Below are 23,496 nucleotides of genomic sequence, written 5' to 3'. Positions count from 1 at the left end.
CAGGTTTAGCCCATACGGGTGACTCTGCCGCTCAAAAGGGGACAGGAAGCGTGAATTCCACCCCGGGCGGGCGCCCGTGCGCATACTGCGCGGGCCGCCGGACCCGGGGTGCCGAGGCGTCCGGCCCCCGCCCGGCCCGGCGCTGTCAGTGGCCGCCGCTACGGTGGTGCGCATGGCTGCCCGTACCTCCCGCCCGTCCGCCAAGGACCGGCCCTCCTACCGCTGCTCCGAGTGCGGCTGGACCACCGTCAAGTGGCTCGGCCGCTGCCCGGAGTGCCAGGCGTGGGGCACCGTCGAGGAGTTCGGCGGCGCGCCCGCGGTGCGGACCACCGCGCCCGGCCGGGTGAGTTCCGCCGCGCTGCCCATCGCCCAGGTGGACGGCCGCCAGGCCACCGCGCGCGGCACCGGCGTGCCCGAGCTGGACCGCGTGCTGGGCGGCGGCCTGGTGCCCGGCGCGGTGGTGCTGCTGGCGGGCGAGCCCGGCGTCGGCAAGTCGACCCTGCTGCTGGACGTGGCGGCCAGGGCGGCCTCCGAGGAGCACCGCACGCTCTATGTGACGGGCGAGGAGTCGGCGAGCCAGGTCCGGCTGCGCGCCGACCGCATCGGCGCGCTCTCCGACCACCTCTACCTCGCCGCGGAGACCGACCTCTCCGCCGTCCTCGGTCACCTCGACGCGGTCAAGCCGTCCCTGCTGATCCTCGACTCCGTGCAGACGGTGGCCTCCCCCGAGATCGACGGCGCACCGGGCGGCATGGCCCAGGTGCGCGAGGTCGCGGGCGCCCTGATCCGCGCCTCCAAGGACCGCGGCATGGCCACGCTCCTCGTCGGCCACGTCACCAAGGACGGCGCGATCGCGGGCCCCCGCCTGCTGGAGCACCTGGTCGACGTCGTGCTGCACTTCGAGGGCGACCGGCACGCCCGCCTCCGCCTGGTGCGCGGCGTGAAGAACCGCTACGGGGCCACGGACGAGGTCGGCTGCTTCGAGCTGCACGACGAGGGCATCACCGGCCTCGCCGACCCCAGCGGCCTCTTCCTGACCCGCCGCGACGAGCCCGTGCCCGGCACCTGCCTGACCGTGACCCTGGAGGGCCGCCGGCCCCTGGTGGCCGAGGTCCAGGCGCTGACGGTCGACTCCCAGATCCCCTCCCCGCGCCGCACCACCTCGGGCCTGGAGACCTCCCGGGTCTCGATGATGCTCGCCGTCCTGGAACAGCGCGGCAGGATCAGCGCCCTGGGCAAGCGCGACATCTACAGCGCCACGGTCGGCGGCGTGAAGCTCTCCGAGCCCGCGGCCGACCTCGCCGTGGCGCTCGCCCTGGCCAGCGCCGCCAGCGACACCCCGCTGCCCAAGAACCTGGTGGCCATCGGCGAGGTGGGCCTGGCCGGCGAGGTCCGGCGGGTCACGGGCGTGCAGCGGCGGCTGGCGGAGGCGGCCAGGCTGGGCTTCACCCACGCCCTCGTCCCCGGCGACCCCGGCAAGGTGCCCGCCGGAATGCGGGTCCTGGAGGTCGCGGACGTGGGCGAGGCACTGCGCGTGCTGCCCCGGCGCCCCCGCCGGGAGCCCACCGCACAGGACCGGCCGAACGACGGCCCTCTTTAATAGGCTGGGCGCCAGTAGACTTTGCCCTGGTCCCGCCCGTACGGGCACACCGTCGCACACGGTGTCGCACACGACTCACGCGGCGTGCGCGACGGCGTATCCGGCAGGGCGGCCCGCGGCACCGTTGACCTTGCGACCGGAGGAGTGCAGTGGCAGCCAACGACCGGGCATCGGGCCCCGGCAGGGCCGGAGGCGGCTCCGGTGGCTCCGGCGTCGACGGGCTGATGCGCGCCTCGCTGAGCGCCGTCGCGCCCGGCACGGCCTTGCGCGACGGCCTGGAGCGAGTCCTTCGCGGCAACACCGGCGGGCTCATCGTCCTCGGCATGGACAAGACCGTCGAGTCGATGTGCACCGGCGGATTCGCCCTCGACGTGGAGTTCACCGCCACCCGCCTGCGCGAGCTGTGCAAGCTGGACGGCGCGCTGGTCCTCGACAAGGACATCACCAAGATCGTGCGGGCGGGCGTCCAGCTCTACCCCGACGCCTCGATCCCCACCGAGGAGACGGGCACGCGCCACCGCACCGCGCAGCGCGCCTCCATCCAGTCCGGCTTCCCCGTCGTCTCCGTGAGCCAGTCGATGCGGCTGATCGCGCTGTACGTGGGCGGGGAGCGGCGCGTGCTGGAGGAGTCCGGCGCGATCCTCTCCCGCGCCAACCAGGCGCTGGCCACCCTGGAGCGCTACAAGCTCCGCCTCGACGAGGTCGCGGGCACGCTCTCCGCGCTGGAGATCGAGGACCTGGTCACCGTCCGCGATGTCACGGCGGTCTCCCAGCGCCTGGAGATGGTCCGCCGCATCGCCACGGAGATCGCGGAGTACGTGGTCGAACTGGGCACCGACGGCCGCCTGCTCTCGCTCCAGCTGGACGAGCTGATCGCCGGCGTCGAGCCCGAGCGCGAGCTGGTCGTGCGGGACTACGTCCCCGAGCCGACCGCCAAGCGCACCCGCACGGTTCCCGAGGCGCTCTCCGAGCTGGACTCCCTCACCCACGCCGAGCTGCTCGAACTGCCCATCGTGGCAAGGGCCCTGGGCTACAGCGGCTCCCCCGAGACGCTGGACTCGGCGGTGTCCCCGCGCGGCTACCGCCTGCTGGCCAAGGTGCCGCGGCTGCCCGGCGCGATCATCGAGCGGCTGGTGGACCACTTCGGAGGCCTGCAGAAGCTGCTCGCCGCGAGCGTGGACGACCTGCAGACGGTGGACGGCGTGGGCGAGGCCCGCGCCCGCTCGGTCCGCGAGGGCCTCTCGCGGCTGGCGGAGTCCTCGATTCTCGAGCGGTACGTGTAAGCAAGACGCGCAAGGGCACCCGGCACAGGGTGCCCACGGCGGGCGGGGCCGGGGCGGGACGGGCCCCGGCAGGGGGCGTCTCGGCATATTTGCGGCGTCTTTGGGGGCTCCCGGAACAGCAAACGGTTGCCGTAAATATCCCTAGCCCCCAGAGGGGCCCGTCCCGCCCCGGCCCCGCCCGCTACGGCACGCCCCTTGCGGGCCGACCCCGTGAGCCCGCTACGCCGACCCGTAAGCCCGTTACGCCCGGTCCAGGACGAACTCCGTCCGCTCCGTCACGCCCGCGACCTTGATCTCGACCCGGTACGTCCCCGGCCCCGCCGAAGCCACGCCGTCCGGCGTCCCGCAGCGCGGGGCGCTGCGCTTGCGGTCCCACTCCAGCGTGCGCTTGGTCTCGCCCGCGCCCGGCACCTCGAAGAGCGCGGCACCCGTGCCCCGGGGGCAGTCGTCGGACTGCCACACGTGCTCCTCGCCCTTGCTGTCCGTGATCTTCAGCAGGGCGGCCGCGGCGCCGAAGTTCACCTTGCAGGCGCTGCCACCGGAGTTCTTCACCACCAGTTCGAACTTCGGCTTCTCGTCCGGCCCGTAAGAAGACTTGACGCTCCGTACGCTCAACGTCACGGAACCCGCAGTGCAGTCGGGCAGGCTGGAACCGGCCGGCACGGCCTTGCCCTCGCCGGACACCAGCAGCCCGGGACCGCCGCCGAAGCCTGCGGCAGCCGGGCCGTCGGCCCCGCCGCCCGTCCCGGCACCGCCCGCGCCACCGCCGCCACCGGAGCCGCCCGCCGCGCCGGCGCCCGCGCCCCCGGGACCGCCGTTGCGGTCGTCCGTGCCGCCGCTGCCGGAATCACCGCGCCCGCCCGGCCGTTGGCCGCTGTGCGGGCCCGAGGGGGTCGGGCCGGGCGTGATCGTGGTGTCCGACGGGCCCTGGCCGCTGGAGCCCTCGCTCTGGGCACCCTCGGAACCGCCGCCACCACCGAGCGTCAGCATCCACACCACCACCAGAACAATGAGGCCGAGCAGGCCAAGCGCAACTGCCCTCCGCCGCCAGTAAATGGAGGAGGGAAGCGGCCCGATCGGATTGCGCAGAGATCCCACGCGAAGACTCTACGAGAGATCGGCCAATGGGCCAGCCAGTACCCGCCGTAGGAGTGCCTACTTTTCCCATGATCTGCCCGGGGAAAGGGGTCAGGAGAAGGGAGGTTGAGGGGTCGTCGATCTGTCGGACCGTCAAACAGGATCGTTTGTCCACTCCGACTTGTGGCCGAAACCCCGTCCGTTGTCGATCAGGCGCAGCCAGTCCGCTCGCAGTTCCCACAGTTCGGCACGGTCCATGGCCTGCCGGAGCCGGTCGCTCTGCTCCACGTAGGGAAAGCGTGCACTGTAGACGCGCCAGGCGGCCGCGCGTTCCTCGCCCTTCAGCAGGCTGCATGCGCCGCGGCCCTGGATTCCGGTCAGTTCGGTCCACTCCTGCCCGTCGCGCTGTGCGGTGAAGGCGACTCGCGCGTCGCCGGAGAGCAGAGCGCGGCCGTGCCGGGTGCCGGGCGAGGTGACGAAGAGGAGGCGGGGCTCCCCCGCGGGGCTCTCGGCGAGCGCGTAGAGGACGGCGCAGGCCTGGGGGCCGTCCTCGTCCGCGTACGCCAGGGTCAGGGTCGTGTGCGCGGCGAGGGCGGCCAGCGTCTCGGGCCCGGGGCGGTGGGTCTCCGTCATGCCGTCAGCGTAGGAGACCGCGGAAAGCCGCCCCGTGGCGGGCCTCACGGGAGCGCGGCCGTGGCGACCGGCCGGGCCGTCACCCGAACGGGGCGGCACCCGAGCGCGCCGGGGCGGGCGCGGCCCGGCAGTGTCAGGAACGTTTCTTCGCCGGGTGCCCGCGTGCCAGGATCGGAACTGCCATGACTGCGATTCCCTCCACGCCCCAGACGTCCACCCTGCTGCACGCCCCGGTCATCGACTGGTTCGCCGAGCACGCCCGCGATCTGCCCTGGCGCCGCCCGGAAGCCGGGCCGTGGGGCGTGATGGTCAGCGAGTTCATGCTCCAGCAGACCCCGGTCAACCGGGTGCTGCCGGTGTACGAGCAGTGGCTGGCCCGCTGGCCGCGCCCGGCCGACCTGGCGGCCGAGCCGCCCGGCGAGGCGGTCCGCGCCTGGGGGCGGCTGGGCTATCCGCGGCGCGCCCTGCGGCTGCACGCCGCCGCCTCGGCGATCGCCGAGCGGCACGGCGGCGAGGTGCCGGACGACCACGCCAAGCTGCTCGCCCTGCCCGGCGTCGGCGAGTACACGGCCGCGGCTGTGGCGTCCTTCGCCTACGGGCAGCGGCACGCGGTGCTCGACACCAACGTCCGCCGGGTCCTTGCCCGCGCCATGACCGGCATCCAGTACCCGCCGAACGCCACCACCGCCGCCGAGCGCAAGCTGGCCCGCGCCCTGCTGCCGCAGGACGAGGCGGTCGCCGCCCGCTGGGCGGCGGCCACGATGGAGCTGGGCGCCCTCGTGTGCACCGCCCGGACCCCGTCCTGCGCCCGCTGCCCCATCGCCGACCGGTGCGCCTGGCTGACGGCCGGCTCCCCGGCCCACGACGGGCCGCCGCGCCGGGGCCAGACCTACGCGGGCACCGACCGGCAGGTGCGCGGCAAGCTGCTCGCCGTGCTGCGCGAGGCGGTTGCGCCGGTCCCGCAGGCGGCGCTGGACGCGGTGTGGCACGAGCCGGTGCAGCGCGCCCGCGCGCTGGACGGACTGGTGGCCGACGGGCTGGTCGAGCCGCTCCCGGGCGGGCTCTACCGCCTGCCGCTGACGTAACTCCCGGCCGGCGGCACGGAAAGATCAGAAGCGGGAAAGATCAGAACCGGACAGAGCCGCTCTTACCCCACCGTGCCGCCCCCGCTGTTACACAACCTATGGGCAGCTGTGCTCCAGCCGAAGGGCTCTCGCACATCACGTCGCAACAGCTCCTCCGTAGCGTCCTACCCGTGCTGGACGACTGCCAGCGTGGCGCGGGGAACGCAAGCGGAATGGAGGCTGCGAGTATGGCCAGCAGCGGCAAGGTTCTGGACTTCGAAGAGTACGTGCGCAACCGTCAGGACGCCCTCCTGCGCAGCGCCCGGCGCCTGGTCCCGGACCCCATCGACGCTCAGGACCTGCTCCAGACCGCCCTCGTCCGCACCTACGGCCGCTGGGAGGGCATAGCGGACAAGTCGCTGGCCGACGCCTATCTGCGCCGCGTCATGATCAACACTCGTACGGAGTGGTGGCGCGCCCGCAAGCTCGACGAGGTGCCCACCGAGCAGCTCCCCGACGCGAGCGTCGAGGACGGCACCGAGCAGCACGCCGACCGTGCCCTGCTGATGGACATCCTCGGCGTCCTCGCGCCGAAGCAGCGCAGCGTCGTGGTCCTGCGACACTGGGAGCAGATGAGCACCGAGGAGACGGCGGAGGCGCTCGGCATGTCGACGGGCACGGTCAAGAGCACGCTGCACCGGGCCCTGGCCCGGCTCCGGCAGGAGCTGGAGAGCCGTGACCTGGACTTCCACGCCCTCGAGCGTCACGAGCGGGGGCAGGAACGGTGCGCGGCCTGAAGAGGACGGCCCGGCACACGCCGGCTCTGATCACCGGTGGCGCGGTCACTGCGATGGCCGCGGCCGCCGGTCTTCTGCTTGCCGGATGCGGTACCAGCAGCGACGGGGTGCGCAAGGAAGGCCCCGCCCAGACCCAGTCCGCGGCGAAGGCCGCGACCCGGGCCCCGTCGGCCACGGCCTCCCCGGCCCAGAAGATCGACGCGATAAAGCTGCTCAAGTCCGACCCCAAGGTCAGCGACCAGGTCAAGAAGAGCCTCAAGCCCTGCGTCAAGAACGAGTACCCGGTCGACGTGATCTACGGCCAGCTGACCGGCGGCGACCGTGCGGACGTCGTGGTGAACGTACTGACGTGCGCCGATTCCTTCGGTATCGGCTCGTATGTGTACCGTGCCGACGGAGACTCGTACGAGAATGTGTTCGCGGCCGAGCAGTCGCCCGTCTACGCCGACATAGACCGGCGTGATCTGACGATCACCAAGCAGGTCTACGGTCCCGGGGACGCGGTGTGCTGCCCCTCGGGGCAGGACGTCCTGACCTACCACTGGTCGGACGGGAAGTTCCAGGAGAGCGGCCGCACCCACACCGACTACAGCAAGGTCGGCAACACCGGCAAGGTTCCGAGCGAAGGAACGGAGGGCTGAGAGCAGCGTGGCGGATACGCATGTGCTCTTCGTCGAGGACGACGACGTCATCCGGGAGGCGACGCAGCTCGCGCTGGAGCGCGACGGCTTCGTGGTGACCGCGGTGCCGGACGGGCTGCTGGGGCTGGAGAGCTTCCGGGCCCGGCGTCCCGACATCGCCCTGCTCGACGTGATGGTCCCGGGCCTGGACGGGGTCAGCCTGTGCCGCCGGATCCGCGACGAGTCCACCGTCCCCGTGATCATGCTGTCGGCGCGTGCGGACTCCATCGACGTGGTGCTCGGCCTGGAGGCCGGCGCCGACGACTACGTGACCAAGCCCTTCGACGGAGCCGTGCTCGTCGCCCGCATCCGGGCCGTGCTGCGCCGCTTCGGCCACGCCAGCGGCGCGGGCGGAGCCGGGGCGGCCGAGCAGCCCGAGGCCATCGAGGGCGGCACACTGCGCTTCGGCGACCTGGAGGTCGACACCGAGGGCATGGAGGTCCGCAAGGCCGGTGCCCCCGTCGCCCTGACCCCGACCGAGATGCGGCTGCTGCTGGAGTTCTCCGCCGTGCCCGGCACCGTCCTCTCCCGCGACCGGCTGCTGGAGCGGGTCTGGGACTACGGCTGGGGCGGCGACACCCGGGTCGTGGACGTCCACGTCCAGCGGTTGCGCGGCAAGATCGGCCAGGACCGGATCGAGACAGTCCGTGGCTTCGGCTACAAGCTCCGCGGCTGAGCACCCCGTGGCCCACCCAGTGAAAGCCCCGGTCGTGTCGTGGTGAAGCTCGCGCTCCGCAGTGGTCTGCGCTGGAAGGTCAGCCTGGCCATCGCGGCGGTCGGCGCGCTCGTGGCGGTGGCGCTCAGCCTGGTCGTCCACAACGCGGCGCGGGTCTCCATGCTCAACAGCAGCCGCGACCAGATGGACGACCGGGTCCAGATCGCCCAGCGCTACTACGAGTCCACCGGCGGCAAGCTGATGCTCCGCGCCAAGGTGGACGACCCCAATCTGCCCAAGCCGCTGCGCGAGGCCGCCGACGTCGGGCTGCGCGCCACCTACCTCCAGGACAGCGGCACCGCCGCCCCCGAGGTATGGGCCTCCACCCCGCTGCGCAACGGCAAGGTCCTCTCGATCCACACCCGTTTCAAGGACCGCTACAACATCCTCAAGGACCTCGACCGGGCCCTGATCATCGGCTCGGTCTCCGTCGTCCTCGGCGGCACCGCGCTGGGCATCCTCGTCGGCGGCCAGCTCTCGCGGCGGCTGCGCAAGGCGGCCACCGCCGCCCGCAAGCTCGCCGACGGGGATCCGGACGTCCGCGTGCGCGACGCCATCGGCGGCCGGGTGCGCGACGAGACCGACGACCTGGCGCGGGCCGTGGACGGCATGGCCGAGGCCCTGCGCGACCGGCTGGAGGCCGAGCGGCGCGTGACCGCCGACATCGCGCACGAGCTGCGCACCCCGGTCACCGGCCTGCTCACCGCTGCCGAGCTGCTGCCGCCGGGCCGGCCGAGCGAGCTGGTGCGGGACCGGGCGCAGGCCATGCGCACGCTGGTCGAGGACGTCCTGGAGGTCGCCCGGCTGGACGGCTTCGCGGAGCGCGCCGAGATGCAGGACATCGCGCTGGGCGAGTTCGTCGAGCGCCGGGTGCACTCGGCGGCCCCCGACGCCCGGGTCAGGGTCGTGCGGGACGCCTACGTGTCCACCGACCCGCGCCGCCTGGAGCGCATCCTGGGCAACCTGCTGGCCAATGCCGCCAAGCACGGCAAGGGGCCGGTGGAGGTCACCGTCGAGGGCCGGGTGCTGCGGGTGCGGGACCACGGCCCGGGCTTCCCGGAGGAGCTGCTGCGCGAGGGCCCGAGCCGCTTCCGCACGGGCAGCGAGGACCGCGCGGGCAAGGGCCACGGCCTGGGCCTGACGATCGCCGCCGGTCAGGCCCGCGTCCTGGGCGCGCGCCTGACCTTCCGCAACGCGGACCCGGAGGTCGAGGGCGGCACGGGTGCGATCGCAGTGCTCTGGCTGCCGGAGTCCTCGCCGACGAGCACGGGGAGCTTCCCCGTCATCAGCGTCTAGCCGGGGCGTGTCCGCGCGTGTCCGTGCGGCTCAGAGACCGGCGCCGCGGGCGGCCATGAAGGCGACGGGGTCGACGGCGGAGCCGTAGTCCGGGGTCGTCCGGATCTCGAAGTGCAGGTGGGGGCCGGAGGAGTTGCCGGTGGAGCCGGACAGGCCGATCTCCTGGCCGGTGAGGACCTGCTGGCCGACCGAGACCTCCGCCTTCGAGAGGTGGGCGTACTGCGAATAGGTGTTGTCGGCGTGCTTGATCACGACGGCGATGCCGTACGCGGGGCCGTCGCCGCCGCCGTTGGGGCCCGCCTTCACGACGACGCCGCCGTGCACGGACTTCACGGAGGTGCCCGTGTTCACGACCAGGTCCTGGCCGCTGTGCCTGCTGATCCACATGGAGCCGTTCTTCCCGAACGGCTGGCCGATCGCATAGCCGTCGACGGGGTGCACCCAGGCGTCGGCGCGCTTGCGGGATGCCTCGCGGACCTCCTCGGCGCGCTTCTCGGCGTCCCGCCCGGCCTGTTCGGCGTCCCGCTTCTCGCGGTCGGCGGCCCGCAGCTGGGTCGCGGCCTGCGAGTTCAGCGCGTCGGCCAGCGTCGTGACGGACGTGCCGGGGGTGCCGGCGGCCTTCAGCCGGGTCGTCGCCTGCGCGTTCACCGCATCCGCCAGCGTCGTGGCGGGCACGAACTCGGGAAGCCGGTGCCGGAGGCCCTCCGCGTCGGCGGCGAGCGCGGATCCGGAACCGAGTGCGACCGAGACTCCCAGCCCGGCGGCCACGACTGCGGCGACGGCACGGGGGCGGAGAACGGCCTTGCTCGAATTACGGATGACGTCGCGCTTCGACATACGGGTGAAAACCTCCGGACATGAATGAGTCCCGGCCACCGGCCGGGATCGCCATACCTTGGTAACCCGCATGCGCCGCGGCACCAAGCCGGGTTTCTACTACCGGATCTCGTAGGTAAAGGGGAAGCAATCGCCCCCTGGCGGCGGGCTTATGCGGCGCCCTGCTGCCGAATCGCCTGCCAGGCTTTCGACTAACCCGCCTAGTAGATGCGAAATGGGCTGTGCGACTTGTCACCGCGGGCCGGCCTCCGGCCTGTCCGTTTCGGGACCAAGGGCCCGCCCCCGGCGGTACGCTCCCCGTCGGCACGCAATCGCAGCGGAATCGCATGGAGTGGGGGCACCGGAGTGGGCAACGGCTTCGACGGCATCGAGCTGGCGGACGCGGTCCAGGCCGTCCGCAACGGCCTGATGGGCGCGGCGGCCGCGGGGGCGGCGGAGGACCTGGTCTTCGACGTCGGCGAGATCTCGATGGAGTTCACGGTGGAGATCCGCAGGGACGTGAAGGGCAGGGGCGGGGTGAAGGCCTGGGTCGTCGACGCGGGGACGGAGGGCTCGCGCGGCTCCACCGACACCCACAAGGTCGCCTTCACGCTCACCCCCAGGGACCGCCGCACGGGCACCGGCTGGAAGGTCGGCAACGACCGGCCGGCAGGGGTGTCGGGCTTCGGCTCCGCCGGGGAGTGAGGGCGCCCGCGCCGCCCGCCGCAACGCAATCGGCCCCGGAACCGCCTGAGCGGTTCCGGGGCCGACGCGATCAGCTGGAATGAGCCGTCCGAGCGCCCTGAGGCGCTTACGCGTCCTTCGACAGGTTGGGGCCGGCCCCACCCGTCGCGGACTCGACCGGCGGGGTGTCCGGCAGGGCCGACTTCTCCTCGCCGCGGAAGGTGAACTTCTTCTCCTCGCCTTCGCCCTCCGTGCCGACGACCACGATGTGGCCCGGACGCAGCTCGCCGAAGAGGATCTTCTCGGACAGGATGTCCTCGATCTCGCGCTGAATGGTGCGGCGGAGCGGGCGGGCACCCAGGATCGGGTCGTAGCCCTTCTTCGCCAGCAGCGCCTTCGCGTCACCGCTGAGCTCGATGCCCATGTCGCGGTCCTTCAGGCGCTCGTCCACCTTGGCGATCATCAGGTCGACGATCTGGATGATGTCGTCCTCCGACAGCTGGTGGAAGACCACCGTGTCGTCGACGCGGTTGAGGAACTCGGGCCGGAAGTGCTGCTTCAGCTCTTCGTTGACCTTCGCCTTCATCCGCTCGTACCCGGTCTTGACGTCACCCTGGGCGGCGAAGCCCAGGTTGAAGCCCTTGGAAATGTCCCGGGTACCAAGGTTGGTCGTCATGATGATGACGGTGTTCTTGAAATCGACCACACGGCCCTGGGAATCGGTCAGGCGACCGTCCTCCAGGATCTGCAGCAGCGAATTGAAGATATCCGGGTGGGCCTTTTCGACCTCGTCGAAAAGAACCACGGAGAACGGCTTGCGGCGCACCTTTTCGGTGAGCTGGCCGCCCTCTTCGTAACCCACGTATCCGGGCGGGGAGCCGAAGAGACGCGAGACCGTGTGCTTCTCGCTGAACTCCGACATGTCGAGGGAGATCAGCGCGTCCTCGTCGCCGAAGAGGAATTCGGCGAGCGTCTTGGACAGCTCGGTCTTGCCGACGCCCGAGGGTCCGGCGAAGATGAACGATCCGCCGGGACGCTTCGGGTCCTTCAGGCCCGCACGGGTGCGCCGGATGGCCTGGGAGAGCGCCTTGATGGCGTCCTTCTGACCGATGACGCGCTTGTGCAGCTCGTCCTCCATGCGCAGCAGGCGGGAGGACTCCTCCTCGGTGAGCTTGAAGACCGGGATGCCGGTGGCGGTGGCCAGAACCTCGGCGATCAGATCGCCGTCGACCTCGGCGACGACGTCCATGTCGCCGGCCTTCCACTCCTTCTCCCGCTTGGCCTTCGCGGAGAGCAGCTGCTTCTCCTTGTCGCGGAGGGAGGCGGCCTTCTCGAAGTCCTGCGAGTCGATCGCGGACTCCTTCTCCCGGCGCACGTCGGCGATCTTCTCGTCGAACTCGCGGAGGTCCGGCGGCGCGGTCATCCGGCGGATGCGCATCCGGGAGCCGGCCTCGTCGATCAGGTCGATGGCCTTGTCCGGCAGGAAGCGGTCGGAGATGTAGCGGTCGGCCAGGGTGGCGGCCTGGACCAGGGCCTCGTCCGTGATGGAGACCCGGTGGTGGGCCTCGTAGCGGTCGCGGAGGCCCTTGAGGATCTCGATGGTGTGCGGCAGCGACGGCTCGGCGACCTGGATGGGCTGGAAGCGGCGCTCGAGGGCGGCGTCCTTCTCCAGGTGCTTGCGGTACTCGTCGAGCGTCGTGGCACCGATGGTCTGCAGCTCGCCACGGGCCAGCATCGGCTTCAGGATGCTCGCGGCGTCGATCGCGCCCTCGGCGGCACCCGCACCGACCAGCGTGTGCAGCTCGTCGATGAACAGGATGATGTCGCCGCGGGTGCGGATCTCCTTGAGGACCTTCTTCAGGCGCTCCTCGAAGTCACCGCGGTAGCGGGAGCCGGCGACCAGGGCGCCGAGGTCGAGGGTGTAGAGGTGCTTGTCCTTGAGGGTCTCGGGCACCTCGCCCTTGACGATGGCCTGGGCCAGGCCCTCGACGACGGCGGTCTTGCCGACACCGGGCTCGCCGATGAGAACGGGGTTGTTCTTGGTACGGCGGGACAGCACCTGCATGACCCGCTCGATCTCCTTCTCGCGCCCGATGACCGGGTCGAGCTTGGACTCGCGGGCGGCCTGCGTCAGGTTGCGGCCGAACTGGTCCAGGACGAGCGAGGTCGAGGGGGTGCCCTCGGCCGGGCCGCCGGCGGTGGCGGCCTCCTTGCCCTGGTAGCCGGAGAGCAGCTGGATGACCTGCTGCCGGACCCGGTTCAGGTCGGCGCCCAGCTTGACCAGGACCTGCGCGGCGACGCCCTCGCCCTCGCGGATCAGGCCGAGCAGGATGTGCTCCGTACCGATGTAGTTGTGGCCGAGCTGGAGGGCCTCGCGGAGCGACAGCTCCAGGACCTTCTTGGCACGGGGAGTGAAGGGGATGTGGCCGGACGGAGCCTGCTGGCCCTGCCCGATGATCTCCTCCACCTGCTGGCGGACCGCCTCGAGCGAAATCCCGAGGCTCTCCAGGGCCTTAGCGGCGACACCCTCACCCTCGTGGATCAGGCCCAGGAGGATGTGCTCGGTGCCGATGTAGTTGTGGTTGAGCATCCGGGCTTCTTCCTGAGCCAGGACGACAACCCGCCGCGCGCGGTCGGTGAACCTCTCGAACATCGTTAATCGCTCCTCAGAGCGGTCAGGCAGTTAGGGGTCGGTCCCCTCCCTGTCCTTCCGCATGCTAGTCCCGCTGGGCGGGACAGCTCATTCCAACTGCCGACACCCGTCCTTGGCCTCCTGCCCCGAACAGCCGACATCTGCTCCAACCCGATGGTGGGAGACGATGTTCCCGCAGGCCAGGCATATACGCCCACCACCACTACGCCCACGGCGAACGCCCCCTCGGGCCGACACGCCCGCCCGCAGCCCCCCACCACCCATGGTGGCGCGCTCCGGGCGCCGCTATACCGCCTCTTCCCATGGGGAATGTCCTACCCGTGGGCACTGACACTCCATGCGGCGCGGGCCCATTCCATCCGCTACGGGCGAACACCCTCGCGCCACGGGGAGCGCCTGTGCGCCCCTCCCGGTCTATACGCAGCGTGCCCAACTCTCCACACTGCGTAACCTCTTGGGGATTCCACAGTTGCACCGTTCATGACGGTAGTCCTCCCGCGCCCATGTCGCCCCTCGGCCGAGTCGCCGCCGCCCGGTGGACGGCACTCCCGGCGGCACTGGCGCCAGTGGTACGAGTGCGTGCTCGGCTGGCCCACCTCGCCGGCCGCGGCGGAGCGGCCCGTGGAGCTGCTCACCGGGGTCCGGTTCGACGCCCTGGGGATGCCCGCGGAGGCCGGCTTCGCCGTGCTCGGGCGGGTGCCCGCCACGGGCCCGGTCGCGCTGGACCGGCGCGCCCGCAGGATGTGGTTCCTGACCGCCCCGGGCAGCGCCGACGAGCTGCCGGAGCTGCTCGGCTGGCTGGACTGGGGCGGAGTGGCCCTGGGCCTCGTGGCACGGGGGCCGGGCGGCCGGATCGTCGCGCCGGCGCCCTTCGACGAGCGGGCGGGCCGCCGTGGCCGCCTCGGGTCGCCCCGCCCTGAGGACGGGCCGTGCGGGCCGAACGGCCCGCGGAGGAGCCTGGGGGCCGTGGAGGCCGTATGGGTGCGACCTCCCGTACCCGGGTGCGAGGTCGAGCCGACGCTGCCGGTGACCGGCCTCGGGGGCGGTGGTGACGCCCCCGACCTCGTGCGGCTCGTGGGCGCGGCGGCCACGGAGTGCCACCGTGCCCGGCTGCTGCGCGCTGGGAAGGCGCGCAGGGACCGGCCGCCGGGGGATCGGCCTGGAAGGCCGGGGGATCAGGCGGACGATCAGGCGTTGGCCTTCTCGTACGCCTCACGGATCTCGGCGGGGACACGGCCGCGGTCGTTCACGCTGTAGCCGTTCTCCTTGGCCCAGGCGCGGATCTTGGCGGTGTCCTGGGTGGCACCCGTCGCGGCGGCGCGGGCCTTGCCCCGGCCGGTCGCGGCGCGGCCGCCCGTGCGACGGGCCGCCTTCACGTAGTCCTGGAGGGCATCGCGGAGCTTGTCCGCGTTGTCAGTGGTGAGGTCGATCTCGTAGGACTTGCCGTCGAGGGCGAACGTCACAGTCTCGTCGGCCTCGCCGCCGTCGATGTCGTCGACAAGAAGGACCTGGACCTTCTGCGCCACGGGGGATTCCTTTCGTCAGCGGAAAAGGGATTACGAAGGAATAGCAAACCGCCTTTCCCGGAAAAACACAAACCCCCCGGGAAGGTTCAGTCGGCCTTCGGCATGGGAACGATGGCTTCCGGGCTCACACGATAGGGGCGCGATTCGGACATAGGGACCGACGGTCACAGATGCAGAAGCATCCGGCTGTTGCCAAGGGTGTTCGGCTTCACTCGTTCGAGACCCAGGAACTCGGCAACGCCCTCGTCATAGGAACGCAGCAGCTCGCTGTAGACATCACCGTCCACCGGGGTCTCACCGATCTCGACGAAGCCGTGCTTCACGAAGAAGTCGACTTCGAAGGTGAGGCAGAAAATGCGGCGCACACCCAGCCACCGCGCCGTGCGCACCAGCTTGTCCAGCAGCAGGTGACCGACGCCCGCCCCCCGGACATCGGCGTCGACGGCAAGAGTGCGCACCTCGGCGAGGTCTTCCCACATCACGTGCAGAGCACCGCACCCGATGACCGCGGCGTCCTCGTCCCGCTCGGCCACCCAGAACTCCTGGATGTCCTCGTAAAGCGTCACGGTGGCTTTGTCCAACAGGATCCGGTCGCGCGCGTAGGTGTTGATGAGCCTGCGGATCGCCTGCACATCGCTGGTGCGAGCCCTGCGGACGGTGACGGCATTAGTGAGAGCGGACATGTCCGGACGCTATCGCCCCGGGACTCCCGGCGGCTCCCCGGGCCCGTCGAGTTGAGCGACCCGGATCGCATCGCGGAGGGCTTCGCGTTGTTCGGCCGACATCATGCCGAAGAAGGCGACGAGAGCGGCCGCGGGGTTGTCACTGAGGGACCAGGCTTCGTTCATCAGTGCGGCCGAGTAGGCGGCCCGGTTCGAGACCGCCTCATATCGATAGGCGCGGCCTTCGGCTTCCCGCCGGAGCCAGCCCTTCTGATACAGGTTGTCCATTACGGTCATCACGGTCGTGTAGGCGATGGACCGTTCCTGCTGAAGGTCTTCCAGCACTTCCCGAACAGTGACCGGCCGGTTCCACTCCCACACGCGCGTCATGACGGCGTCTTCCAGCTCACCCAGGCGTCGAACCACAAGCGAATAATAGTGGGAGATGTCTCGAATGCCGGTTTATCGGGGCGGCAATCCCCGCAGCAAAAAGGGCGTACGGGCCGGGAAATCGGGTTCCCGGCCCGTACGCCCCGGCGGGACGGCGCCCGCCGCCGGCTTTACGCGCCCTTGGCCGACTGCCGGGCGGCCTCGGCACGGGCCAGTGCGGCGTCGACGATGCCGTCTTCCTTGGCCTTGTTCGCACCACCCTGGCTCTTGACGATCGTCACGATCAGCGCAATGAAAGCCACCGCCATCACCACGGGCGGGACCAGCGCGGCGACATAGTCCATGGCCGTCGGCTCCTTCTGGGTCGGGGGGACCGGGATTTGTGCCCCTACTGAGCGACCCGTCCAGATTACGCGTCCGCCCGGCGGGCACCCCCGCCGGGCGGACCGCCGGTGGTTCAGACCGTCCGGGCGGCCACCAGAGAGCTCCCGGGCGGCGGCGCCGGCTTGCGGCGCGGCGGGAAGACCTCGCCCGGGGTCGGGATGGGCCGGTCGGGCCGGGGGGCCTTCGGGGGCGCGGGCGGCCTGGGCGCGGCCGGGGCGGGCTTCTCCGGCGGCGTCGCCCTCTCCGGCTCCGGGCCCGCACCCGTACGGGGCCCCGCCGGGTCCGTGCAGGGCCCGCTCCCGTCCCGGAGCGGGGGCGCCCCGGGCACCCCGGGACGGGGCCGGGCCTCGGGTACGGAGCCGGGCGCGCGGTCCGTCAGGCGGGCCCGTACGGCCGTCTCGGCGAGGGCCTCGCAGTGCCGCAGCAGCTCGCTGCGCCGGGCGGTCTCGGCCTCGCCGACCGGGACGGTGCAGAGGTGGCGCAGCGCGGCGAGGTCCTCGGCGCCGGGCCGGTAGCCCTCCGCCAGGGCGTCCCGGAGCCGTTCCGCGTAGCCGTGGGCGGCGCCGGGCAGAGCGGACCGGTAGCGGGCCAGGTCGGCGAGGAGGAAGGCGCGCAGCCTGCCGCCTTCGCGGTCGGCCTCGGCCACCGCCGCGGCGAGCCGGAGGCAGTCCCGCACCTCCGCCTCCCGCTCGGGAGCGGGCCGGGGGGCCGCGGAGTGGGGCCGGAGTGCGATGTCGAGGGCACGGCGCAGCACGCGCAGCTCGTCCGCGCTGAACGCCATGCCGCCGCGGGATCCATAGGGCGTAGGCATGAGGTGACTTTAAGTGCTAAGCGGAAAAAATTCGCATAATGCGAGCTTGTGGGCGTGGCTGGCGTGGCTGGGTGGCGGAGCGGCTAGTGCTCCCGGCGGCGGGACAGCCCCAGGGCTATCGCGCCGGCCGACAGCGCGGTCCCGGATGTGGTGGCGATCAGCAGGGTGCCCGGGACGCCCGCCTCCGCCACCAGGCCGCCGCCGACCGCGCCGTCGCGCGCGGTGGACACGACGGTGGCGGAGTCCGTGACCTCCACGAAGATCGGCGCCGCGTCGTTGTCCGGATCCGGGTCGGGCGGGGGGTTCTCGCCGCGGCCGACGATCCGCACCCAGCCCTCCGCGCCCTCGACCTTCCGGTCGATACGGACCCGGAAGCGCGGCGTCTCGCCCTCGCCCGCCGCGAAGTCCTCGTCGATCGCGCACACGTACGTCCGGGCGTCCTCGGCGCTCGCCGCGCAGCGCGGGGAGCGGGCCCGCCCCGGATCGGCGACCGAGACGATCGTGGTGCCCTGGGGGGCGGTGACCTCGTACGCCCGGTCGCCGGCCGCCGCCGCGACGGGGCCGCCGTTGCGCACCCCCAGCTCGACCTCGACGGTCTCGCCGACACGGCCCGCAACGGGGTGGGCGACGGCCTGGTAGTCGGGACGCACCCGGGTGTCCGCGGCGCGGGCCTGGGTGGCGGCGAGGGCCAGGCCCGCCGTCGCGAGGGCGGCTGCCGCCGCCAGTCGCCGTGTCCGCTTCACGCCGCGCCCCATTCGCCCCAGCCCGTTCGGCTGCCGATCCCGCTCTGACAGCTGTCATGACAGCGGCGATCGTCGGTTGGTTGCCTCAAGGGTGGTGATTCCGGGGGTGGGTGACGTGCTTTCGGACTTTCCCCGATCCCGCCCCTTCCCGGCTGTATCGATTTGCGGCTCCGCCGCGCGGGGGGCTTCGCCCCAGACCCCTGGACCGCGCTGCGCGCTGTGTCCTCGGGCGGAGCCCCCGAGCCTCGCCCCCGCGCGCAGCGCGAGGGGGGCTGGGGGCGCAGCCCCCAGTTTCGGGAAGGGGCGGGATCGGGGAAAGCGCCGCAGGCCCCAGCCCTCACGCTGCGCGCGGCGCGAACCCCCTGAACGTCAGCCCCGGGCCACGTTGCGTTCGTACACCAGGCGCAGGCCGATCAGCGTCAGCCACGGCTCGTGTTCGTCGATGACCGAGGCCTCGCCCAGGACCAGCGGGGCCAGGCCGCCCGTCGCGATGACGGTGACGTCGTCCGGGTCGTCCGCCAGTTCGCGGGCCATGCGGTTGACGACGCCGTCCACCTGGCCGGCGAAGCCGTAGAGGATGCCGGACTGCATCGCCTCGACCGTGTTCTTGCCGATGACGCTGCGCGGCCGGGCGATCTCGATCTTGCGGAGCTGGGCGCCGCGGACGCCCAGGGCCTCCGTCGAGATCTCGATGCCGGGGGCGATCACACCACCGACGTACTCGCCGCGCGCGCTGACCGCGTCGAAGGTCGTCGCCGTGCCGAAGTCGACGACGACGCACGGGCCGCCGTACAGCTCCACGGCCGCCACCGCGTTGATGATGCGGTCGGCGCCGACCTCCTTGGGGTTGTCCATGAGGATCGGCACGCCGGTCTTCACGCCCGGCTCCACCAGGATCGCCGGCACGTCGCCGTAGTAGCGGCGGGTGACCTCGCGCATCTCGTGCAGGACCGAGGGGACGGTCGAGCAGATGCAGATGCCCTCGATGCCGTCGCCCAGTTCGTCGCCGAGCAGCGGGTGCCGCCCCATCAGGCCCTGGAGCAGGACCGCCAGTTCGTCGGCCGTGCGACGCGGGTCGGTCGAGATGCGCCAGTGCTCCACGATGTCCTCGCCGTCGAACAGGCCGAGGACGGTCTGGGTGTTGCCGACATCGATGGTGAGCAGCATCAGGGGGTCTCCTCACGGAGGTCCAGGCCGATGTCCAGGATCGGGGAGGAGTGGGTGAGCGCGCCGACGGCCAGGTAGTCGACGCCGGTCCCGGCGTACGCGCGGGCGTTGGCGAGCGTGAGCCGGCCCGAGGACTCCAGCGCCGCGCGGCCCGCGACGAGTTCGACGGCCTCGCGGGTCTGCTCGACCGTGAAGTTGTCGAGCATGATGAGGTTCGCGCCCTCGGCCAGGACGGGCGGGATCTGGTCGATCCGGTCCACCTCGACCTCGATCGCCACGTCCGGGAACCCGTCCCGGACGGCCCGGAACGCCTCGGCGACGCCGCCCGCGGCGATGACGTGGTTGTCCTTGATGAGCGCGGCGTCCGACAGCGACATGCGGTGGTTGACGCCGCCGCCGCAGCGCACGGCGTACTTCTCCAGGGCCCGCAGGCCGACCGTGGTCTTGCGGGTGTCGCGGACGGCCGCCCCGGTGCCCTCCAGGGCGTCGGCCCAGGCGCGGGTCGCGGTGGCGATGCCGGACAGGTGGCACAGGATGTTGAGCATGCTGCGCTCGCCCGTGAGGAGGTCGCGGGTCAGGGTGCGGACGGTCAGCAGCTTCTGGCCCGCCTCCACCCGGTCGCCGTCCTCGACGTGCCGCTCCACCTCGAACTCGTCCGTGCAGACCACGGAGAGGATCGCCTCGGCGACGCGCAGGCCGGCAACGGTGCCCGCGTCCCGGGCGGTGAAGTCGCCGGTGGAGACGGCGTCGTCGGGGATGGTCGCGAAGGTCGTGATGTCCTTGCCGCCGTCGAGGTCCTCCTCGATGGCCAGGTGCGCGAGGTCCTCGATCTGGAGCGGGTTCAGGCCCGCCTCCAGCAGCAGGCGCGTGAGGTCGGGGTCGAGCCCGCACTCCAGCATGTCGTCGTCGTACGCCCCGCCGGCGCAGCCGCAGGCGTCGCCGCAGCCGCCGGCCGCTGCCGGCTCGTCGGGCTCCAGGCCGATCTGGTGCAGCGGACGGTCGTCGTTGTTGCTCACGCGGCTCTCCTTGGGGGCGGCGGGGACGGGAATCCCCCATGCCGATCAGGCTACGGGGACGGGCGGGAAGGCGGCCGATGCGGTGGCGGAGACCGCAAGGGTACGGTCCGGGCGCAGGGTCACGAGGAAGTGGCGGCGCGCATGCTCGTCGTCGCGGTGGGGGTGGTCCTCGCGCCAGTGGCAGCCGCGGGTCTCCTCGCGGCGCTGCGCCGCGGCGACGAGCACCTGGGCGACCAGGAGGAGATTGGTGGTCTCCCAGGCGTCCGTCCCGGGCTCGACCGCCTTCTCGGCGGCCTCCTCCCGGATGCGGGCCAGCTCGGCCGCGGCCCGCTCCAGGCTGTGCGCGGAGCGCAGGACGCCCGCGCCGTGGGTCATGGCGCGCTGGATCGCGATGCGGGCCTCGGGGGCGATCAGGGCCGCCTCCGGCCCGTCCGGCTCCCCCGCGGGGGAGCCCCCCGGCCGCGGGGCCGTGACGATGTCCGCCGCGATGCGCTCGGCGAAGACCAGGCCCTCCAGCAGGGAGTTGGAGGCCAGCCGGTTCGCGCCGTGCACGCCCGTGCAGGCGGCCTCGCCGCAGGCGTAGAGCCCCGGCACGGTGGTGCGCCCGTGCAGGTCCGTGCGCACCCCGCCGGAGGCGTAGTGCGCGGCGGGCGCCACCGGTATCGGCTCCGTCACCGGGTCGATGCCGTGGGCCCGGCACGCGGCCAGGATCGTGGGGAAGCGCCGCTCCCACATCTTCGCGCCGAAGTGGCGGGCGTCCAGGTACATGTGCTCGGCGCCGCGCTCGCGCATGCGCCGCATAATGCCCTTGGCCACGATGTCGCGCGGCGCCAGCTCGGCCAGCTCGTGTGCGCCCACCATGAAGCGGTGGCCGTCCGCGTCCACCAGGTGGGCGCCCTCGCCGCGCACCGCCTCCGACACCAGGGGCTGCTGCCCCTCCGCGTCGGGGCCGAGCCACAGCACCGTGGGGTGGAACTGGACGAACTCCAGGTCGGAGACCTCCGCTCCGGCCCGCAGAGCGAGGGCGACGCCGTCGCCGGTCGAGACGGCCGGGTTCGTGGTCGCGGAGAACACCTGGCCCATGCCCCCGGTGGCCAGCACCACCGCACCGGCCCGGACCGCGCCCACGCCGTCGTGCTGCCCCTCCCCCATGACGTGCAGGGAGACGCCCGCCGCGCGGCCCTCGGCGTCCTTGAGGAGGTCGAGGACCAGGGCGTGCTCGATGGTCTTGATGCCCGCCGCGCGCACGGCCTCCACCAGGGCCCGGGATATCTCCGCGCCCGTGGCGTCGCCGCCCGCGTGGGCGATGCGGTTGCGGTGGTGGCCGCCCTCGCGGGTCAGCAGGATCTCGCCGGTGTCCGCGTCGGTGTCGAAGCGGGCGCCGGTCGCGATGAGCCGGCGCACGGCGTCGGGGCCCTCCGTGACGAGGGTCCGCACGGCCTCCTCGGAGCAGAGGCCCGCACCCGCGACGAGGGTGTCCTCCAGGTGCTGCTCGGGGGTGTCGCCGTCGCCGAGGGCGGCTGCTATGCCGCCCTGGGCCCAGCGCGTGGAGCCGTCGTCCAGCCGCGCCTTGGTGACGACCGAGACCCGCGCGCCCGCGGCCGCGCAGCGCAGCGCGACGGTGAGCCCGGCCACGCCGGAGCCGATGACGACCACGTCGGCGTCGACCGTCCAGCCGGGGCGGGGCGCGTGGAGTCGTATGCCGGTCATCGCTGCACCCCGAGGGTCAGATGGACGTTGTCGATCAGGCGGGTGGTGCCCACCTTGGCGGCTACGGCGAGGACGGCCTCGCCGGTGTGGCCGTCGCGGGCCTCGGTGAAGTCGGCGGGGTCCACGAGGGCCAGGTAGTCGAGGACGACCGGCGGCTCCAGCTTCGCCGCGGCCTCCAGGACCGTGCGCGCGGCGTCGCGGACCGCCTCCGCGCCGCGCCGGGCAGCCGCCTCGGCCGCACCCGCGAACAGGGCGCGGGACAGCTCCAGCGCCGAGACCCGGTCGGCATCGGACAGGTACCGGTTGCGGCTCGACAACGCGAGGTTGTCGCCCTCGCGCACCGTCGGCACGCCGACGATCTCCACGGGGAAGTTGAGGTCGCGCACCATGCGGCGGATCAGGGCCAGCTGCTGGGCGTCCTTCTGGCCGAAGAGCGCCACGTCGGGGGCGGTGAGGTGCAGCAGCTTGGCGACGACGGTGAGCATGCCGTCGAAGTGGCCGGGGCGCGAGGCGCCTTCGAGGCGCTCGCCCATGGGGCCCGCGGTGATACGGACCTGGGGCTCGCCGCCGGGGTAGACCTCGTCGGCGGACGGGGCGAGGACGACGTCGGCACCGGCCTGCTCGGCGATCAGGAGGTCGGCGTCGAGGGTGCGCGGGTAGCGGTCGAGGTCCTCGCCCGGGCCGAACTGGAGCGGGTTGACGAAGACGGTGACGACGACCTGCCCGTCCGGCCCGGCCAGCCGGCGCGCCTCGCGCACGAGCGTGGCGTGCCCCTCGTGCAGGGCGCCCATGGTCATCACGACGGCGCGGCGCCCGGCACGCGGCAGGGCGTGCAGTTCCCCGGCGTCACGGGCGAGCTGAATGGTCACTTGGTGCCTCCGTCCGCGAGGACGCCGAGCAGGTCCTCCGCCAGTTCGGGCTTGAGCAGGCCGTGCGCGAGGGCGCGGTCCGCGGTCGTACGGGCCATGGCCAGGTATCCGGCGACGGCCTGGGGGGCATGGGCGCGCAGCTGCGCGATGTGGGCGGCGACGGTGCCCGCGTCGCCGCGCGCCACCGGGCCGGTCAGCGCGGCGTCGCCGCTGCGCAGGGCGTTGTCGAGGGCGGCGCCGAGGAGCGGGCCGAGCATGCGGGCGGGGTTCTCGACGCCCGCCGTGCGCAGCAGCTCCATGGCCTGGGCCACCAGGGTGACCAGGTGGTTGGAGCCGATGGCGAGGGCCGCGTGGTAGAGCGGCCGGGCGGCCTCCTCGATCCACTCGGGCTCGCCGCCCATCTCGATGACCAGGGCCTCCGCGGCCAGCCGCAGCTCCTCCGGGGCGGTGACGCCGAAGGAGCAGCCCGCCAGGCGCTGGACGTCGACCGGGGTGCCGGTGAAGGTCATCGCGGGGTGCAGGGCCAGCGGCAGGCCGCCCGCGCGGGTGGCCGGCTCGAGGACGGCGATGCCGTGCCGGCCGGAGGTGTGCACCAGCAGCTGCCCGGGGCGGACGGCGCCGGTCCGGGCGAGCCCGGCGACCAGGTCGGGCAGGGCGTCGTCGGGCACCGTCAGCAGGACCAGCTCGGCGCGGGCGAGCACCTCCGCGGGGGCCACGACGGGCACGTCGGGCAGCATCGCGGCGGCGCGCTTCAGGGAGGCGTCGGAGACGCCGGAGACGGCGACCGGGCGGTGCCCGGCGAGCTGGAGCGAGGCCGCCAGCGCGGGGCCGACGCGGCCGGCGCCGACGACGCCGACGGTGAGCCGGGCGGGGCGGTCCTGAGGGCTCGCAGGCTCGGGGGAGAGGTGTGCGTTCACGCG

The 23,496-nt window shown here is 72.7% G+C and carries 24 protein-coding genes; 9 read left to right on the top strand and 15 right to left on the bottom strand.

The genetic code is table 11. From position 1 onward, the window contains the following. Positions 1-172 precede the first annotated feature (172 nt). Together radA and disA are read left to right on the top strand one after the other, a co-directional pair. Positions 173-1,600 carry a DNA repair protein RadA gene (radA, locus tag AC1Z4A_RS17325; RefSeq protein WP_483679885.1) on the top strand — a complete coding sequence of 476 codons (1,428 nt, stop codon included), beginning with the start codon at positions 173-175 and terminating at the stop codon, positions 1,598-1,600. Positions 1,601-1,749: 149 nt separating this feature from the next. After that, the gene (gene disA / locus AC1Z4A_RS17320; protein ID WP_483679883.1) at positions 1,750-2,883 is read left to right on the top strand and encodes a DNA integrity scanning diadenylate cyclase DisA; all 1,134 of its coding nucleotides are present in this window, start codon (positions 1,750-1,752) and stop codon (positions 2,881-2,883) included. A gap of 240 nt (positions 2,884-3,123) precedes the next feature. Here disA and AC1Z4A_RS17315 read toward each other — a convergent pair whose 3' ends face one another. Together AC1Z4A_RS17315 and AC1Z4A_RS17310 are read right to left on the bottom strand one after the other, a co-directional pair. Continuing rightward, positions 3,124-3,981 carry a hypothetical protein gene (locus tag AC1Z4A_RS17315; protein WP_483679882.1) on the bottom strand — a complete coding sequence of 286 codons (858 nt, stop codon included), beginning with the start codon at positions 3,979-3,981 and terminating at the stop codon, positions 3,124-3,126. A gap of 132 nt (positions 3,982-4,113) precedes the next feature. After that, complete coding sequence (locus AC1Z4A_RS17310) at positions 4,114-4,593, bottom strand: pyridoxamine 5'-phosphate oxidase (protein WP_483679880.1); 480 nt, start codon at positions 4,591-4,593, stop codon at positions 4,114-4,116. Positions 4,594-4,775: 182 nt separating this feature from the next. On the opposite strand from AC1Z4A_RS17310, the gene AC1Z4A_RS17305 reads away from it, so the two are divergent. The 5 genes from AC1Z4A_RS17305 to cseC all read left to right on the top strand — a co-directional run bounded on the left by AC1Z4A_RS17305 (position 4,776) and on the right by cseC (position 9,145). Beyond that, positions 4,776-5,678, top strand: coding sequence for an HhH-GPD family protein (locus AC1Z4A_RS17305; RefSeq protein ID WP_483679879.1), 903 nt, complete (start codon positions 4,776-4,778; stop codon positions 5,676-5,678). A 227-nt stretch (positions 5,679-5,905) separates the two neighbouring features. Next, complete coding sequence (locus AC1Z4A_RS17300) at positions 5,906-6,454, top strand: SigE family RNA polymerase sigma factor (RefSeq protein WP_483679878.1); 549 nt, start codon at positions 5,906-5,908, stop codon at positions 6,452-6,454. Beyond that, the gene (locus tag AC1Z4A_RS17295) at positions 6,442-7,095 is read left to right on the top strand and encodes a hypothetical protein (RefSeq protein ID WP_483679876.1); all 654 of its coding nucleotides are present in this window, start codon (positions 6,442-6,444) and stop codon (positions 7,093-7,095) included. Before AC1Z4A_RS17300 ends, AC1Z4A_RS17295 begins: the two co-directional genes overlap by 13 nt. A 7-nt stretch (positions 7,096-7,102) precedes the next feature. Then, positions 7,103-7,810, top strand: coding sequence for a two-component system response regulator CseB (cseB, locus tag AC1Z4A_RS17290; protein ID WP_483679874.1), 708 nt, complete (start codon positions 7,103-7,105; stop codon positions 7,808-7,810). 39 nt (positions 7,811-7,849) lie between these two features. Continuing rightward, positions 7,850-9,145, top strand: coding sequence for a two-component system sensor histidine kinase CseC (cseC, locus tag AC1Z4A_RS17285; RefSeq protein WP_483679873.1), 1,296 nt, complete (start codon positions 7,850-7,852; stop codon positions 9,143-9,145). Between the two features lie 30 nt (positions 9,146-9,175). Here the strand turns inward: cseC and AC1Z4A_RS17280 are convergent, their stop codons facing one another. Next, entirely contained in the window at positions 9,176-9,982 is an 807-nt protein-coding gene (locus AC1Z4A_RS17280) for a M23 family metallopeptidase (protein WP_483679872.1), read from the bottom strand. A 345-nt stretch (positions 9,983-10,327) separates the two neighbouring features. On the opposite strand from AC1Z4A_RS17280, the gene AC1Z4A_RS17275 reads away from it, so the two are divergent. Further along, entirely contained in the window at positions 10,328-10,666 is a 339-nt protein-coding gene (locus AC1Z4A_RS17275; RefSeq protein WP_483679871.1) for a trypco2 family protein, read from the top strand. 106 nt (positions 10,667-10,772) lie between these two features. On the opposite strand, the gene AC1Z4A_RS17270 is transcribed toward AC1Z4A_RS17275, so the two are convergent. Further along, on the bottom strand, positions 10,773-13,298 hold the full coding sequence (locus AC1Z4A_RS17270; protein ID WP_483679870.1) for an ATP-dependent Clp protease ATP-binding subunit: 2,526 nt from the start codon (positions 13,296-13,298) through the stop codon (positions 10,773-10,775). 480 nt (positions 13,299-13,778) lie between these two features. Here AC1Z4A_RS17270 and AC1Z4A_RS17265 point away from each other — a divergent pair, with 480 nt between their 5' ends. After that, entirely contained in the window at positions 13,779-14,555 is a 777-nt protein-coding gene (locus AC1Z4A_RS17265) for an SCO3374 family protein (protein ID WP_483679869.1), read from the top strand. On the opposite strand, the gene AC1Z4A_RS17260 is transcribed toward AC1Z4A_RS17265, so the two are convergent. The 11 genes from AC1Z4A_RS17260 to AC1Z4A_RS17210 all read right to left on the bottom strand — a co-directional run bounded on the left by AC1Z4A_RS17260 (position 14,486) and on the right by AC1Z4A_RS17210 (position 23,493). Continuing rightward, the gene (locus AC1Z4A_RS17260; protein WP_483679868.1) at positions 14,486-14,824 is read right to left on the bottom strand and encodes a histone-like nucleoid-structuring protein Lsr2; all 339 of its coding nucleotides are present in this window, start codon (positions 14,822-14,824) and stop codon (positions 14,486-14,488) included. The two genes, AC1Z4A_RS17265 and AC1Z4A_RS17260, sit on opposite strands and share 70 nt — an antisense overlap. Positions 14,825-14,988: 164 nt before the next feature. Continuing rightward, on the bottom strand, positions 14,989-15,507 hold the full coding sequence (locus tag AC1Z4A_RS17255) for an amino-acid N-acetyltransferase (protein WP_483679866.1): 519 nt from the start codon (positions 15,505-15,507) through the stop codon (positions 14,989-14,991). 9 nt (positions 15,508-15,516) lie between these two features. Next, positions 15,517-15,912, bottom strand: a complete 396-nt coding sequence (locus AC1Z4A_RS17250; protein ID WP_483679865.1) for a BlaI/MecI/CopY family transcriptional regulator — start codon at positions 15,910-15,912, stop codon at positions 15,517-15,519. A 134-nt stretch (positions 15,913-16,046) separates the two neighbouring features. Continuing rightward, complete coding sequence (locus AC1Z4A_RS17245) at positions 16,047-16,220, bottom strand: hypothetical protein (protein WP_483679863.1); 174 nt, start codon at positions 16,218-16,220, stop codon at positions 16,047-16,049. Positions 16,221-16,333: 113 nt separating this feature from the next. Then, positions 16,334-17,071: a hypothetical protein gene (locus AC1Z4A_RS17240; RefSeq protein WP_483679862.1), complete on the bottom strand. Its 738-nt coding sequence runs from the start codon at positions 17,069-17,071 to the stop codon at positions 16,334-16,336. Between the two features lie 83 nt (positions 17,072-17,154). Then, positions 17,155-17,814 carry a hypothetical protein gene (locus AC1Z4A_RS17235; RefSeq protein ID WP_483679860.1) on the bottom strand — a complete coding sequence of 220 codons (660 nt, stop codon included), beginning with the start codon at positions 17,812-17,814 and terminating at the stop codon, positions 17,155-17,157. Between the two features lie 369 nt (positions 17,815-18,183). Beyond that, entirely contained in the window at positions 18,184-18,981 is a 798-nt protein-coding gene (locus AC1Z4A_RS17230) for a type III pantothenate kinase (protein ID WP_483679859.1), read from the bottom strand. Then, positions 18,981-19,997, bottom strand: coding sequence for a carboxylating nicotinate-nucleotide diphosphorylase (gene nadC / locus AC1Z4A_RS17225; protein WP_483679857.1), 1,017 nt, complete (start codon positions 19,995-19,997; stop codon positions 18,981-18,983). The genes AC1Z4A_RS17230 and nadC overlap by 1 nt, the downstream gene beginning before the upstream one ends. Before the next feature lie 45 nt (positions 19,998-20,042). Further along, positions 20,043-21,707, bottom strand: a complete 1,665-nt coding sequence (locus AC1Z4A_RS17220) for an L-aspartate oxidase (RefSeq protein WP_483679856.1) — start codon at positions 21,705-21,707, stop codon at positions 20,043-20,045. Beyond that, positions 21,704-22,576 (bottom strand): pantoate--beta-alanine ligase, encoded by an 873-nt coding sequence (panC, locus tag AC1Z4A_RS17215; protein WP_483679855.1) that lies wholly within the window; start codon positions 22,574-22,576, stop codon positions 21,704-21,706. Before panC ends, AC1Z4A_RS17220 begins: the two co-directional genes overlap by 4 nt. Beyond that, the gene (locus AC1Z4A_RS17210) at positions 22,573-23,493 is read right to left on the bottom strand and encodes a Rossmann-like and DUF2520 domain-containing protein (RefSeq protein ID WP_483679854.1); all 921 of its coding nucleotides are present in this window, start codon (positions 23,491-23,493) and stop codon (positions 22,573-22,575) included. Before AC1Z4A_RS17210 ends, panC begins: the two co-directional genes overlap by 4 nt. Positions 23,494-23,496: the final 3 nt, after the last annotated feature.

The organism is Streptomyces sp. 17_S59 (assembly GCF_056930295.1).
Note: the sequence above shows the minus strand (reverse complement) of the source record. Positions and strands in the feature narration are given on the sequence as shown.